At 65.4% G+C, this 13,800-nt stretch carries 13 protein-coding genes; 9 read left to right on the forward strand and 4 right to left on the reverse strand.

Going from position 1 to position 13,800, the window contains the following annotated elements; all coding sequences use genetic code 11:
• Window positions 1–12 precede the first annotated feature (12 nt).
• From DSD28_RS00645 to groES, 3 genes are all read right to left on the reverse strand, one after another.
• The gene (locus DSD28_RS00645; RefSeq protein ID WP_119254425.1) at window positions 13–459 is read right to left on the reverse strand and encodes a hypothetical protein; all 447 of its coding nucleotides are present in this window, start codon (window positions 457–459) and stop codon (window positions 13–15) included.
• Window positions 460–920: 461 nt separating this feature from the next.
• Entirely contained in the window at window positions 921–2,558 is a 1,638-nt protein-coding gene (gene groL / locus DSD28_RS00650) for a chaperonin GroEL (RefSeq protein ID WP_119254426.1), read from the reverse strand.
• Between the two features lie 53 nt (window positions 2,559–2,611).
• On the reverse strand, window positions 2,612–2,908 hold the full coding sequence (groES, locus tag DSD28_RS00655; protein ID WP_119254427.1) for a co-chaperone GroES: 297 nt from the start codon (window positions 2,906–2,908) through the stop codon (window positions 2,612–2,614).
• Between the two features lie 319 nt (window positions 2,909–3,227).
• Between groES and DSD28_RS00660 the strand changes: the two genes are divergently transcribed.
• From DSD28_RS00660 to DSD28_RS00685, 6 genes are all read left to right on the forward strand, one after another.
• Window positions 3,228–4,076: a TIGR01459 family HAD-type hydrolase gene (locus DSD28_RS00660; protein ID WP_119254428.1), complete on the forward strand. Its 849-nt coding sequence runs from the start codon at window positions 3,228–3,230 to the stop codon at window positions 4,074–4,076.
• Between the two features lie 19 nt (window positions 4,077–4,095).
• Window positions 4,096–5,076 (forward strand): bifunctional riboflavin kinase/FAD synthetase, encoded by a 981-nt coding sequence (locus DSD28_RS00665; RefSeq protein WP_119254429.1) that lies wholly within the window; start codon window positions 4,096–4,098, stop codon window positions 5,074–5,076.
• A 67-nt stretch (window positions 5,077–5,143) separates the two neighbouring features.
• Window positions 5,144–5,431: a hypothetical protein gene (locus DSD28_RS00670; protein WP_162911165.1), complete on the forward strand. Its 288-nt coding sequence runs from the start codon at window positions 5,144–5,146 to the stop codon at window positions 5,429–5,431.
• A 266-nt stretch (window positions 5,432–5,697) separates the two neighbouring features.
• Window positions 5,698–8,589, forward strand: a complete 2,892-nt coding sequence (gene ileS / locus DSD28_RS00675) for an isoleucine--tRNA ligase (protein WP_119254942.1) — start codon at window positions 5,698–5,700, stop codon at window positions 8,587–8,589.
• A gap of 175 nt (window positions 8,590–8,764) precedes the next feature.
• On the forward strand, window positions 8,765–9,379 hold the full coding sequence (locus DSD28_RS00680; RefSeq protein ID WP_119254431.1) for a hypothetical protein: 615 nt from the start codon (window positions 8,765–8,767) through the stop codon (window positions 9,377–9,379).
• 3 nt (window positions 9,380–9,382) lie between these two features.
• A complete protein-coding gene (locus tag DSD28_RS00685; protein WP_119254432.1) occupies window positions 9,383–9,868 on the forward strand; it encodes a GNAT family N-acetyltransferase in 486 nt (161 codons plus the stop codon).
• 6 nt (window positions 9,869–9,874) lie between these two features.
• On the opposite strand, the gene DSD28_RS00690 is transcribed toward DSD28_RS00685, so the two are convergent.
• Window positions 9,875–10,324, reverse strand: coding sequence for a nucleoside deaminase (locus DSD28_RS00690; RefSeq protein WP_119254433.1), 450 nt, complete (start codon window positions 10,322–10,324; stop codon window positions 9,875–9,877).
• Between the two features lie 70 nt (window positions 10,325–10,394).
• Here DSD28_RS00690 and DSD28_RS00695 point away from each other — a divergent pair, with 70 nt between their 5' ends.
• From DSD28_RS00695 to DSD28_RS00705, 3 genes are read left to right on the forward strand one after another with little or no spacing between them, the layout of a single operon-like run.
• Window positions 10,395–12,275: a pseudouridine synthase gene (locus DSD28_RS00695; protein ID WP_119254434.1), complete on the forward strand. Its 1,881-nt coding sequence runs from the start codon at window positions 10,395–10,397 to the stop codon at window positions 12,273–12,275.
• Window positions 12,276–12,281: 6 nt separating this feature from the next.
• Window positions 12,282–12,842 carry a 16S rRNA (guanine(966)-N(2))-methyltransferase RsmD gene (gene rsmD, locus DSD28_RS00700; RefSeq protein WP_119254435.1) on the forward strand — a complete coding sequence of 187 codons (561 nt, stop codon included), beginning with the start codon at window positions 12,282–12,284 and terminating at the stop codon, window positions 12,840–12,842.
• A gap of 41 nt (window positions 12,843–12,883) precedes the next feature.
• Window positions 12,884–13,753 carry a patatin-like phospholipase family protein gene (locus DSD28_RS00705; RefSeq protein WP_119254436.1) on the forward strand — a complete coding sequence of 290 codons (870 nt, stop codon included), beginning with the start codon at window positions 12,884–12,886 and terminating at the stop codon, window positions 13,751–13,753.
• Window positions 13,754–13,800 lie beyond the last annotated feature (47 nt).

Below are 13,800 nucleotides of genomic sequence, written 5' to 3' on the forward strand. Positions count from 1 at the left end.
TTCGGTTCCTGCCTACTGCCGCCGGAAGCGGCGGCCGGCAAGGTCGATCTGGAAGCGGGGGAAGATGAAGACGCCGATGATGCTGCCGGCGTATTTCTCTTCCAGCCCCGTCGATTCCCCGACGCAGAATACCGGCTGGCGCGGCGCGCCGTCGACATGGATCGTGGTGGAGAAGCAGAAGGACGACGAGGAGGCTGCGGCCTGCTCGAAAAGTTCCAGGACGCGCGTGCGGTCGAGCGGCTCGTAGCAACGGATGAGGTTGAGCAGCCCGCAGGGGCGCAGCGGCAGGCCATGCGCCTGCGCGGCCTTTTCGCCGAGCATGAAGAGGCCGTTGGAAAGGTCGCCGGTCCAGCGCTCCGTCACGCAATATTGCGTCAGCAGTTCGTTGTCCGCTTCGTCGAAGTCCATCGAACCCGGCAGGAAAGGCGACGAGAGATCGGTCTTGATTATCTTGAACACTTACGACCCCACGGCAGCCGCTCGAATTTGATCCGCACATCCGCTCGCCGAGCGTGACATGTTGAAAACGAAAAATCCGGCTGACATTCCTCTCGAAGCCCGCCGAACCACTTTCTCATGTACTGAACTGCGCCCGGTTCCTGTGATCTTCGGATCGGACGTACGCGCGAAAACCGCGGCGGGCTCCCTCCGGAGCTTGCAGCGGCTTCATGGGACTGAGGGAATTCTGGCAGCACAGCCGACCGGTCGTGTCGAAAACCAGCACCTGAACCCCGGGTGAATCTTTAAAGTTCACTTGGGGCGTTGTTATAGTTAGTTTTTTGCTACCATCAACGGCTTTTTTGTCAATTATTGCACGGTTGGAAAATTTCTTCGGCAAGAACCCGCAAGCAAAAAGGGCGGCCCGAAGACCGCCCTTTCCGAACTGAACCGGTTTGGCTCAGATGCAAGACCCGAAGGTCTTACATCATGTCCATGCCGCCCATGCCGCCCATGCCGCCCGGCATGGCCGGAGCGTCCTTCTTGGGCAGCTCGGCGATCATGGCTTCCGTCGTGATCAGCAGCGAGGCAACCGAAGCTGCGTTCTGCAGGGCCGTGCGGACAACCTTGACCGGGTCGACGATGCCGAGCGAGATCAGGTCGCCGTATTCGCCGGTCTGGGCGTTGTAGCCGTAGTTGTCTTCGTTCTTGTCGAGGATCTTGCCGACGACGATCGAAGCTTCGTCACCTGCGTTTTCCGCGATCTGGCGAACGAGGGCCTGGAGGGCGCGGCGGATGATGTTGATGCCGGCTTCCTGGTCGTCGTTCTCGCCCTTGGCGGAGATCTTCGTGGAAGAACGGAGCAGGGCTACGCCGCCGCCCGGTACGATGCCTTCCTGAACGGCAGCGCGCGTCGCGTTGAGGGCGTCGTCGATGCGGTCCTTCTTTTCCTTGACTTCGACTTCCGTCGAGCCGCCGACGCGGATGACGGCAACGCCGCCAGCGAGCTTGGCAAGGCGTTCCTGCAGCTTCTCGCGGTCGTAGTCGGAGGAGGTTTCTTCGATCTGGGCCTTGATCTGCGCGACGCGGCCTTCGATTTCGGCCTTCTGGCCGGCACCGTCGACGATCGTCGTGTTTTCCTTGGAGATCGAAACCTTCTTCGCACGGCCGAGCATGTCGAGCGTGACGTTTTCGAGCTTGATGCCGAGGTCTTCGGAGATCACCGTGCCGCCCGTCAGGATGGCGATGTCTTCGAGCATGGCCTTGCGGCGGTCGCCGAAGCCCGGAGCCTTGACGGCAGCGATCTTGAGGCCGCCACGCAGCTTGTTGACGACGAGGGTCGCGAGGGCTTCGCCTTCGACGTCTTCAGCGACGATGACCAGCGGCTTGCCGGTCTGGACGACGGCTTCGAGAACCGGCAGCATGGCCTGGAGGTTCGAGAGCTTCTTCTCGTGCAGGAGAATGTAAGCGTCTTCGAGGTCGGCGACCATCTTTTCCGGGTTGGTCACGAAGTAGGGCGACAGGTAGCCGCGGTCGAACTGCATGCCTTCGACGACTTCGAGTTCGGTTTCGGCGGTCTTGGCTTCTTCAACCGTGATGACGCCTTCGTTGCCGACCTTCTGCATGGCTTCGGCAATATCGAGACCGATCTGCTTTTCGCCGTTTGCAGAGATCGTGCCGACCTGTGCGACTTCTTCCGAGGTGTTGATCTTCTTGGCCTTGGCCTGGAGATCCTTGACGACTTCTGCGACGGCGAGATCGATGCCGCGCTTCAGGTCCATCGGGTTCATGCCGGCGGCAACAGCCTTGGCGCCTTCGCGAACGATAGCCTGGGCGAGAACCGTTGCGGTCGTCGTGCCGTCGCCGGCGATGTCATTGGTCTTGGAAGCGACTTCGCGAACGAGCTGGGCGCCCATGTTCTCGAACTTGTCTTCCAGTTCGATTTCCTTGGCGACGGAAACGCCGTCCTTGGTGATGCGCGGAGCGCCGAAGGACTTGTCGATGACGACGTTACGACCCTTCGGGCCGAGCGTTACCTTCACGGCGTCTGCGAGGACGTCGACGCCACGCAGCATCTTTTCGCGCGCGGTGCGGCCGAACTTTACTTCTTTGGCTGCCATTGTGAGAACTCCTGAAGAGATATCAGCTGAATTGGAAAAGGGTTATCGGCAGATCAGCCGATGATGCCCATGATGTCGGCTTCCTTCATGATCAGAAGGTCTTCGCCGTCGAGCTTGACTTCGGTGCCCGACCACTTGCCGAACAGAACGCGGTCGCCAGCCTTGACGTCGAGCGCGACGACCTTGCCGGATTCGTCACGGGCGCCGGAGCCGACGGCGACGACTTCGCCTTCCTGCGGCTTTTCCTTGGCGGTGTCCGGAATGATGATCCCGCCCTTGGTCTTTGCTTCGGACTCGACGCGACGAACGACGACGCGATCGTGAAGCGGGCGGAAGGTGGTGCTTGCCATTGTCTTATCCCTCGATCGAATGACATTGCGGATCACGAAACGGATCCGATGGATTGATGTTAGCACTCACCGTTCAGGAGTGCTAGCGATGCCGAGATAGGCGGCGGCGGGTTTCGAGTCAAGAACGACGCCGCGAATTTATTTCGGCCGGAATGGTTACCGCAGCCGGCAGATGGGAGCGCTTTGGCATGTCATCAAGGCAGGCATATGAAATTTCGACCGTTTCCCTGTGGATGGGGCAAAATTGCGGGAAGAGGCTTGTTTTCTTGGCGTCGCTTTGCAATGTCAGCCGGGCTCGACCTCGACATGGAAAACCCTGATGGCTCAACGCATCCAATCCTTCCGCGACATCGCCTCGCAATACGACGTGGTGCTCTGCGACGTCTGGGGCGTCCTGCACAATGGCGTCGAGGCTTTCTCCTACGCCTCCGAGGCGCTGGCCGAAGCCCGCGCCGCCGGCCTGACGGTCGTGCTCATCACCAATTCGCCGCGTCCCCATCCGGGCGTGAAGGTGCAGATCCGCGGGCTGGGCGTGCTGGACGAGGCCTATGACCGCATCGTCACCTCGGGCGACGTTACCCGCGCCCTCATCGCCGAGGGTCCCGAGAAGATCTATTTCATTGGCGCCGACAAGGACATGCCGCTGCTCGACGGACTGCATGTCGAGCCGGTCGGGCTGGAGGACGCCGCCGCCATCGTCTGCGCGGGTCTGCGCGACGACGAGGTGGAGGCCGCCGAGGATTACCGCGCGGAGCTTTCGGCGCTGGCAGCGCGCAAGCTGCCCTTCATCTGCGCCAATCCGGACCTGGTCGTCGAGCGCGGCCACAAGCTCATCGTCTGCGCCGGCGCGATCGCGCAGCTTTATGAGGAGCTCGGGGGCGCGACCCGCATCGCCGGCAAGCCGCACCGGCCGATCTACGAGAAGTCGCTGGCCGAGGCGCGCGCGGTGCGCGGCGATTTCGACATGTCCCGTGTGATCGCCATCGGTGACGGCATGCCGACCGACGTGCGCGGCGCCGAGGGCTACGGCCTCGACGTCCTCTACATTTCCGGCGGCATCCATGCCCAGCACTATGTCGAGGGCGGCGTGACGGACGAGGGCAGGCTCGCCGCCTTCCTTTCCCGCGAGAACGCCCACCCGAAGTGGTGGATGCCCCGGTTGCAGTGACCGGACGGAGACGGTCGTCATGACGGTATTTCACAGGAACGAGACGAAACAGCCGCTGCCGGAGCACCTGCGCGGCGGCGTCATCGCCATCGGCAATTTCGACGGCGTGCATCGTGGCCACCAGGCGGTTCTGCAACGGGCGCTCGACATCGCGGCCGAGCGCGGTGTTCCGGCGCTGGTCCTCACCTTCGAGCCTCATCCGCGCACCGTCTTCCGCCCGGAGCGCCCCGTCTTCCGCATCACGCCGGCCCCGCTGAAGGCCCGCATCCTCGAAGGCATGGGTTTTTCCGCCGTCATCGAATACCCGTTCGACCGCGGCTTTTCCGAAATCTCCGCCCATGACTTCATCCGCGCCATTCTCCTCGACTGGCTGCACGCCTCCGAGGTCGTCACCGGCTTCGATTTCCATTTCGGCAAGGGCAGGGAAGGCGGCCCGGCCTTCCTGATGGCGGCGGGCCAGGAGAACGGCTTCGGCGTCACGCTGGTCGACGCCTTTCGCGACGAGAACGCCTCGGTCATCTCCTCCAGCTTCATCCGCTCGCTGCTCCACGAGGGCGAGGTAGCGGAAGCGGCGGGCCAGCTCGGCTATCGCTACACGGTCGAGGCCGAGGTGATCGGCGGCAAGCAGCTCGGCCGCACGCTCGGCTATCCCACCGCCAACATGCAGCTTCCCCCAGAGGCGGAGCTGCGCAACGGCATCTATGCCGTCCGTTTCCGCCGCCCCGACGGCAGCCTGCATGACGGCGTCGCCAGCTACGGCCGCCGCCCGACGGTCGACACGGACGGCGCGCCGCTGCTGGAGACCTTCCTCTTCGACTTCTCCGGCGATCTCTACGGCGAAGTCTCCGCCGTCTCCTTTTTCGGCCACCTGCGCGACGAGCTGAAATTCGCCGGCCTCGACGCGCTCGTCGTGCAGATGAAGCGCGACGAGGAGGAGGCAAGGGCCTTGCTTTCCGGCGTCCGCCCGCTTGGGGACATCGACCAGCGGCTCTGTTTCTAGAATGAACGGCGAGCCCTGCGCGCTCTATCTTTTCCGTTCCGCAGGTTTCGCTCCCGCGGGTGATACCGTGGTCAGCATCGCACCGCTGGAAAAGGTCGTCACCGTCTATGGCGGCGGCGGGGCTTTCGATGCGGACGGGCTTTCCGCAGCGTTCGGCGGGGCGGCCATCTTCAAGGACGAGGCGACGGGCGCGCTCTTTGCCGCTGTCTGGGGCACGCGCAACGCGTCTCGCTTCCGGCGCGAGATGCGCGAGCACATGCCTGTCATCCTTCGCCATGAGATGCCGGATGTGCGGCTGGTCGTCCGCAGCGCGGAAGGCAAGCGCCCCGCAAGGCCGCCGCTTGCCGGCAACTAGCAGGTGCTCACAAGGCCAGGCGGTCGATTGCGGCGCTTGCCGTCTTTTCAAAACGCCCAAAAGGCCGTAAGACCGCGCGCATGATGCTCCACCGGCCGACCATCGCTCTGCGAATTAGTGGCCCGGCCTTCCGCGCGCTCTGAGCGAGGCCGGAAGGTCCGGGATTTCGGGCGTTTCCAGAACGTCCCCGCCGTCATCGCCGGTGCAGATGACAGATATTTCCCCGCATGCGCGAAAGACCGCGCGACGAGACGATAGCCATATCCATGACCGATACAGCCGAAAAAGTCGATTATTCCTCCACGCTCTACCTGCCGCAGACGGATTTCCCGATGCGCGCCGGCCTGCCGCAGAAGGAGCCGGAAACGGTTGCCCGCTGGCAGAAGATGGAGCTTTACAAGAAGCTGCGCGCCTCCGCTGCCGGCCGTGAAAAGTTCGTGCTGCACGACGGCCCGCCCTATGCCAACGGCAACATCCATATCGGCCACGCGCTGAACAAGATCCTCAAGGACGTCATCACCCGCTCTTTCCAGATGCGCGGTTATGATTCCAATTACGTGCCCGGCTGGGACTGCCACGGCCTTCCGATCGAATGGAAGATCGAGGAGAAGTACCGCGAGAAGGGCAAGAACAAGGACGAGGTGCCGGTCAACGAATTCCGCCAGGAATGCCGTGACTTCGCCGCCGGCTGGATCAAGATCCAGACCGAGGAGTTCAAGCGCCTCGGCATCGAGGGTGATTTCGAGAAGCCCTACACGACGATGAACTTCCACGCGGAGGCCCGCATCGCCGGTGAACTCCTGAAGATCGCCAAAAGCGGCCAGCTCTACCGCGGCTCCAAGCCGGTCATGTGGTCTGTCGTCGAGCGCACGGCGCTGGCCGAAGCCGAAGTCGAATATGCCGATATCGAGAGCGACATGATCTGGGTGAAGTTCCCGATCGTCGACGGCCCGGCCGATCTCAAGGACAATTTCGTCGTCATCTGGACGACCACGCCCTGGACGATCCCCGGCAACCGCGCCATCGCCTTCTCCTCGCGCTACCCCTACGGCCTCTATGAGGTCGAAAGCGCCGAGAACGATTTCGGCCCGCAGCCGGGCGAAAAGCTGATCTTCGCGACGCGCCTTGCCGACGAGGCCGCCGCCAAGGCGAAGCTCACCTTCAAGTTCGTGCGTGACGTCTCGGCGGAAGAACTGGCCGCCATCACCTGTGCCCATCCGCTGAAGGACCTCGGCTATACCTTCCCCGTTCCGCTGCTCGACGGCGACCATGTCACCGACGATGCCGGCACGGGCTTCGTGCACACGGCCCCCAGCCACGGCCGCGAGGACTTCGACGCCTGGACGGCGAAGGCTCGCGAGCTGGAAGCGCGCGGCATCTCCTCGAAGATCCCGTTCCCGGTCGACGACGCCGGCTTCTACACGGCAGACGCCCCCGGCTTCGAGGGCGCGCGCGTCATGGACGACAACGGCAAGAAGGGCGATGCCAACGAGCGTGTCATCAAGGCGCTGATCGCCGTGAACATGCTCTTCGCCCGCGGCCGCCTCAAGCATTCCTATCCGCATTCCTGGCGCTCCAAGAAGCCGGTCATCTTCCGCAACACGCCGCAGTGGTTCGTCTACATGGACAAGGAACTCGGCGACGGCACCACGCTGCGCTCGCGCTCGCTTTCGGCGATCGACGACACCCGCTTCGTACCGGCCGCCGGCCAGAACCGCCTGCGCGCCATGATCGAGGGCCGCCCGGACTGGGTGCTCTCGCGCCAGCGCGCCTGGGGCGTGCCGATCGCCATCTTCGCCGACGAGAACGGCGAGGTGCTGGTGGACGACGCCGTCAACGCCCGCATCCTCGAAGCCTTCGAGAAGGAGGGCGCGGACGCCTGGTTCGCCGAAGGCGCCAAGGAACGCTTCCTCGGCAAGGAGCATGACGCGGCCCGCTGGGCGCAGGTCATGGACATCCTCGACGTCTGGTTCGATTCGGGTTCGACGCACACCTTCACCCTCGAAGATCGCCCGGACCTGAAATGGCCGGCCGACGTCTATCTCGAAGGCTCGGACCAGCATCGCGGCTGGTTCCATTCCTCGCTGCTCGAAAGCTGCGCGACGCGCGGCCGCGCGCCCTATAACGCCGTCGTCACCCATGGCTTCACCATGGACGAGAAGGGCGAGAAGATGTCGAAGTCCAAGGGCAACGTCGTCTCGCCGCAGGACGTGATGAAGGAATCGGGCGCCGACATCCTGCGCCTCTGGGTCATGACGACTGACTATTGGGAAGACCAGCGCCTCGGCAAGACGATCATCCAGACGAACATCGACGCCTACCGCAAGCTGCGCAACACCGTGCGCTGGATGCTGGGCACGCTGGCGCACGACACGGGCGAGGAGATCGCCCTTGCCGACATGCCGGAACTGGAGCGGTTGATGCTGCACCGGCTGTCCGTCCTGGATAGTGTGGTGCGCGAGGGCTACGACGCCTTCGATTTCAAGAAGATCGCCCGCGCGCTCATCGACTTCTCGAATGTCGAGCTCTCGGCCTTCTACTTCGATATCCGCAAGGATGCGCTCTATTGCGACGCCCCGTCCTCGCTGAAGCGCCGCGCCGCGCTCTCGGTCATCCGCAAGCTGTTCGAGTGCCTCGTCACCTGGCTCGCGCCCATGCTGCCCTTCACGATGGAAGAGGCATGGCTGTCGCGCAAGCCGGATGCCGTTTCGGTTCATCTGGAACAGTTCCCGGCGGTGCCGGCCGAATGGCGCGACGATGCGCTGGAAGCCAAGTGGGAGAAGATCCGCGACGTGCGTTCGGTCGTCACCGGCGCGCTGGAGATCGAGCGCCGTGAAAAGCGCATCGGCGCCTCGCTGGAAGCGGCCCCGGTCGTCCATGTTGGCGACGCGGAGCTTCTGAAGGCGCTGGAAGGCCAGGACTTCGCGGAAATCTGCATCACCTCGGCCATCACGGTCGTCGCCGGCGAAGGCCCGACTGATGCCTTCCGCCTGGCCGAAGTCGCCAAGGTCTCCGTCGAGCCGAAGCTGGCCGAGGGTACCAAGTGCGCCCGTTCCTGGCGCATCACGACCGATGTCGGTTCGGATGCGGATTACCCGGACGTTTCGGCGCGCGACGCTGCGGCGCTCCGCGAGATCGGCTTCCGCCGCGCCGCCTGACGGGCGTGCCTGTTGACGGCCGGTGCTTTCCGGCCGTCGATTTGCCCGGATGAATTGCGCTTGAGGACGTCATCCGGTAATGCTGCCTGAAAATGGTCGGATTGTTCCGCCATGGCACGGCGGACTTTTGCCGTGTCACAGGTATTCGGCGTACCGGCCTGCTGGAAGGGTATTCATGGGAATGACGCGAAATATTCGGGTGCGTACCGGCCTTCTCGGGCTCCTCGGCGGCAGCCTCCTTCTGACCGGCTGCATGGGCCCGACCTACGGCACGGACAAGTCCGCCGGCGAGCAGTTGGTGGAAGACCTCGGCAATGCCGTCATGATCCAGCCGGATAACAAGGACGCCAAGAAAATCCGCTACCAGCCGCGCGGTGGTCTCGTCGTGCCGAAGGACAAGATGGCGCTGGCCAACCCGCAGCAATCGGTATCCTCCAAGGATAATCCGGAATGGCTGGAGAATCCCGAGGACATGCGCGAGCGCCTGCGTGATGAGGCGGATGCGAACGCCAACGATCCGCATTACCGCTCGCCGCTCGCCAACCAGCACACGACGTCGAAGCAACTTTCGAGCGCCGAGCAGACGCAGGCCTACCGCGAAGCCCGCCGGCTGCAGCAGGGCGCCTATTCCGACAAGCGCCGCTACCTGAGCGATCCGCCGGTCGAATATCGCAAGCTGCCGGAAGAGGCGCAGGCCGATCTCGGCGAACCCGAGAAGCAGAAGGAACGCCGCCGCAAGAAGGAGGCCAAGGCCGCCAAGCAGTCGGGTTCTTCCTGGTGGCCTTTCTGACGAATGACCGTCTATCGAATTCGTCCGGCGACCGCGGCTGATGCCGCGATCATCCTGCGCTTCATCCGCGAGCTGGCGGATTACGAAAACGCCCTCGATGAAGTCGCCGCGACGGAAGAGACCGTCGCGACCTCGCTGTTCGGCGAGGGCTCGGTGAGCTTCGCGGCGATCTGCGAGACCGAGGCGGGCGAGCCGGCCGGCTCCGCCGTCTGGTTCAAGACCTACTCCACCTGGCAGGCGAAGAACGGCCTCTATCTCGAAGACCTCTATGTGACGCCCGCCCATCGCGGCGCCGGTGTCGGCAAGATGCTGCTGCGCCATCTCGCGCGCGTCGCGGTCGCGGAGGATTGCGCCCGCTTCGAATGGAGCGTGCTCGACTGGAACGAGCCGGCGATCCGCGTCTACGAGGCGATCGGCGCCGAGCCGAAGAAGGAATGGGTCCGCTACCGCCTGACGGGCGACCGGCTGAAGCGCTTCGCCGAAGGCTGAGGACGCTTAGCTTTCCCGCCGCTCCTTGAAGAAATCCTTGAGGATATCCGCCGCCGCGGTGCCGCCGATGCCGGAATAGACGTCCGGCGCGTGGTGGCAGGTGGGCTGGGCGAAGAAGCGCACGCCGCTTTCCACCGCGCCGCCCTTCGGGTCCTCCGCGCCGTAGTAGAGGCGTCGGATGCGGGCGAAGGAAATGGCGGCGGCGCAGAGCGTGCAGGGCTCCAGCGTCACGTAGAGGTCGGCGCCTGTCAGCCGCTCCTGCCCGAGCTTTCGGGCGGCCTCGCGGATGACGGCGACCTCGGCATGGGCGGTCACGTCGTTCTCCGCCCGTGTGCGGTTGCCCGCCTGCGCGATAACGGCGCCGTCGAGCACCAGAACCGCGCCGACCGGCACTTCGCCCCGCGCGCCGGCGGCCCTAGCTTCCTCGAGCGCGATGTCCATGAAGCGATTTGTCATGCGCGGCACGAATTCCTCTTAACCCCGGACGCCTGACCTGATAGGACACGGCAAAACGCAGGCAGCACAAATGACATCCAAAGACAAGCCAAAACGGCCGGGCGGCAAGCCCTCGGGCCGCGATACCAAGCCGCGTGGCGCCGCATCGGCGACCGCGGGCAGGAAATCCTTTGCCGAGGGCAAGCCCGCTGGCAAGAAGCCGGGGGCAAAGCCCTTCGCCGGAAAGTCCGCCCCGCGTGACGACCGGCCGGCCCCCCGTGCGGCAAAGCCCGCGCCGGCCGCCTCCGCCGGTGCCGAGCTCGCGCCCGAGCGCATTTCCAAGCTTCTGGCCCGCGCCGGCGTCGCATCGCGCCGCGACGTGGAGCGCATGATCATGGAAGGCCGTGTCAGCGTGAATGGCACGGTGCTGGAAAGCCCGGTTCTCAACGCCACCTTCGCCGACCGCATCGAGGTCGACGGCATGCCGGTGCGCGGTATCGAGCGTACACGCCTCTGGCTCTACCACAAGCCGGCCGGCCTCGTGACGACGAATGCCGACCCGGAAGGCCGCCCGACCGTCTTCGACAATCTTCCCGAAGACCTGCCGCGCGTCATGTCCATCGGCCGCCTCGACATCAACACCGAGGGGCTCCTGCTGCTGACCAATGACGGCGGCCTTGCCCGCATCCTGGAACTGCCGACGACCGGCTGGCTGCGCCGCTACCGCGTGCGCGCCCACGGCAAGATCGAGCAGGCCGATCTCGACAAGCTGAAGGAAGGCATCGCCGTCGACGGCGTGCTCTACGGCGCGATCGACGCGACGCTCGACAAGGTGCAGGGCTCCAACGTCTGGCTGACGCTGGGCCTGCGCGAAGGCAAGAACCGCGAGGTCAAGAATGTGCTCGGCGCGCTCGGGCTCGACGTGAACCGCCTGATCCGCATCTCCTACGGCCCGTTCCAGCTCGGCGAGCTGCCGGAAGGTCACGCCCAGGAAATCCGCGGCCGCACGCTGCGCGACCAGCTCGGCCCGCGTCTCATTGAAGACGCCAAGGCCAATTTCGATGCGCCGCTCTTCGACCACGTCCCGGAGGATGCGGAGGAGAAGCCGGCGAAGAAGAGCCGCGGCGAAGCGCCTGCCTGGAGCGAGAAGCCGGCCGAGCGCCGCGAAAAGCCCGGCGACCGGCGCGAGAATGCCCGTGCCCGCCTCGACACGAAGCGCGACGATCGCTTTGGCGACAAGTCGCGCGGCGGCCCCCGTGATCGGGACCGCGACGACGACCGCTTCGATAGCAAGCCGAAGCGCGAGCCGGCGACCCGCGCCCGCAAATCCAATGTCTGGATGGCGCCCGGCGCCCGTCCGGTCGCCGAAAAGAAGGCGGAAAGCGCCGAGGGCGGGAAGCGTGAAACGCGCGAACGTCCCGAAGGCGCGCCCAAGGGCAAGCGCTACGGACGCTCGGCCGACGGCACGCTGACCCGTTCGGCGAAGAAGTTCGATCCGGACCGCAAGGGCCCGGCCCGCGGCCGCCCCGGCGATGACCGGGCGGAAAAGCCGCGTATCCTGAAAACCCGCGACGAGGACGGTGAGTGGATTCGCGCCTCCGAGCCGGAAGCCCGCGACGAGGGCGGGCGCGGCGGCTTCGGCCGCAAGCGCTCCGGTGCCGGCGACGAACGCGCCCCGCGCGGTTTCGGTGATCGCCCGCCGCGTGGCGACCGTCCCTTCGGCGAGCGCAAGCCGCGCGCGGAAGGCGAACGCTCCTTCGGTGATCGTCCGGCCCGTGGCGAGCGCAAGCCCCGCGCAGAGGGCGAGCGGTCCTTCTCGGATCGTCCGCCGCGCCGTGACGGCGGCAAGCCTTTCGGCGGAAAGCCCGGCGGCAAGTCCTTCGGCGGCAAGCCGGGCGGACGCCCGGCCGGTGGCAAGCCCGGTGGCGGTCGTCCAGCGGGCGGTGGCCGACCGCGCGGCAAGGGGAAGTAACGCATCGTGCGGATTGTCGGCGGAGAGTTTCGCGGCCGTTCGCTCGTAACGCCGAAGTCGGACGATATCCGTCCGACGACGGATCGCACGCGCGAAAGCCTGTTCAACATCCTGTCGCATGCCTATCCCGAGGCGCTCGACGGCACGCGCGTGCTCGATCTCTTCGCGGGCACCGGCGCCGTTGGTCTCGAGGCGCTGTCGCGCGGCGCGCGGGCGGCGCTCTTCGTCGAGCAGGGCGTCGAGGGCAGGGGGCTTCTCCATTCCAATATCGAGGCGCTGGGCGTGATCGGCCGTGCCAAGATCTTCCGGCGCGATGCGACGGCGCTCGGCGGCATCGGCACGATGGAGCCGTTCCATTTCCTCTTCGCCGATCCGCCCTATGCCAAGGGCCTCGGCGAACGCGCACTCGATGCCGCCCGTCGCGGCGGCTGGCTGGTCGACGGCGCCCTTGCGATCCTGGAGGAGCGCGCCGATATTCAGCCTGCCGCGGTCGATGGTTTCGACCTCTTGGAGGTTCGCACCTTCGGCGACACGCGTATGCATTTCTATCGCTACCGCGCCGGTTGACGTTCGGGCCCGCGGCGGCCTGCGCAGCAAAGGAATGAGCGATGACCGATGCCCTCGTTTCCGCTGAAAGCACCGGGGCCTCCGGCCCGACGGTCGCCATCGCGCTCGGCGGCGGCGGCGCGCGGGGCCTTGCCCATATCCATGTCATCGAGGTGCTCGACGAGCTCGGCATCCGCCCGGTGCTGATCGCCGGCGTCTCCATCGGCGCCATCATGGGCGCGGCGATGGCGGCGGGCATGACGGGCCGGGAGATCCGCGAGCACACGCTCGCCACCATCGGCCGTCCGGGCCAGATCATGAACCGGCTGTGGAGCCTGCGCCCGGCGGGCTTTTCGCAAATGGTCGCCGGGGGCTTCCGCGTCGGACAGTTCAATCTGGAGCGCGTGCTGAAAGCCTTCCTGCCGGAGCGCCTGCCGGAGACCTTCGAGGAGCTGCCGATCCCGCTGAAGATCATCGCGTCGGATTATTACGCCCAGTGCGAATGCACCTGCGACAGCGGGCCCCTGCTGCCGGCCATCGCCGCCTCCGCCGCCCTGCCGGCGGTCTTCCGGCCCGTGGTGCTGAACGGCCGCGTGATGATCGACGGCGGTCTCTGGAACCCGGTGCCCTTCGATCATCTTGCCGGCAAGGCCGACATCACCATCGGCGTCGACGTCGTCGGCAAGCCGCCGGCCGGCACGGCGGAGGTGCCGAACAGTATCGACAGCCTCTACGGCGCCACCCAGCTCACCATGCGCTCCATCGTCACGCTGAAGCTGGAAAAGGGCGCGCCGGATATCTTCCTCCAGCCGGAGGTCGGCCGCTTCCGCGTGCTCGATTTCGTCAAGGCCGAGGAGGTCCTCGCCGCTTCCGCCGGCATCCGGGATGAATTGAAGCGCGCGCTGGATGCGCGGCTTTCCGCCATCGGTTAGAGCTTTTCCGCCTTTTCGAACGCAAAACTGCTTCGCACTTTTGCTGG

This window comes from Shinella zoogloeoides, from assembly GCF_003574625.1.
Lineage (GTDB): Bacteria > Pseudomonadota > Alphaproteobacteria > Rhizobiales > Rhizobiaceae > Shinella > Shinella zoogloeoides_A.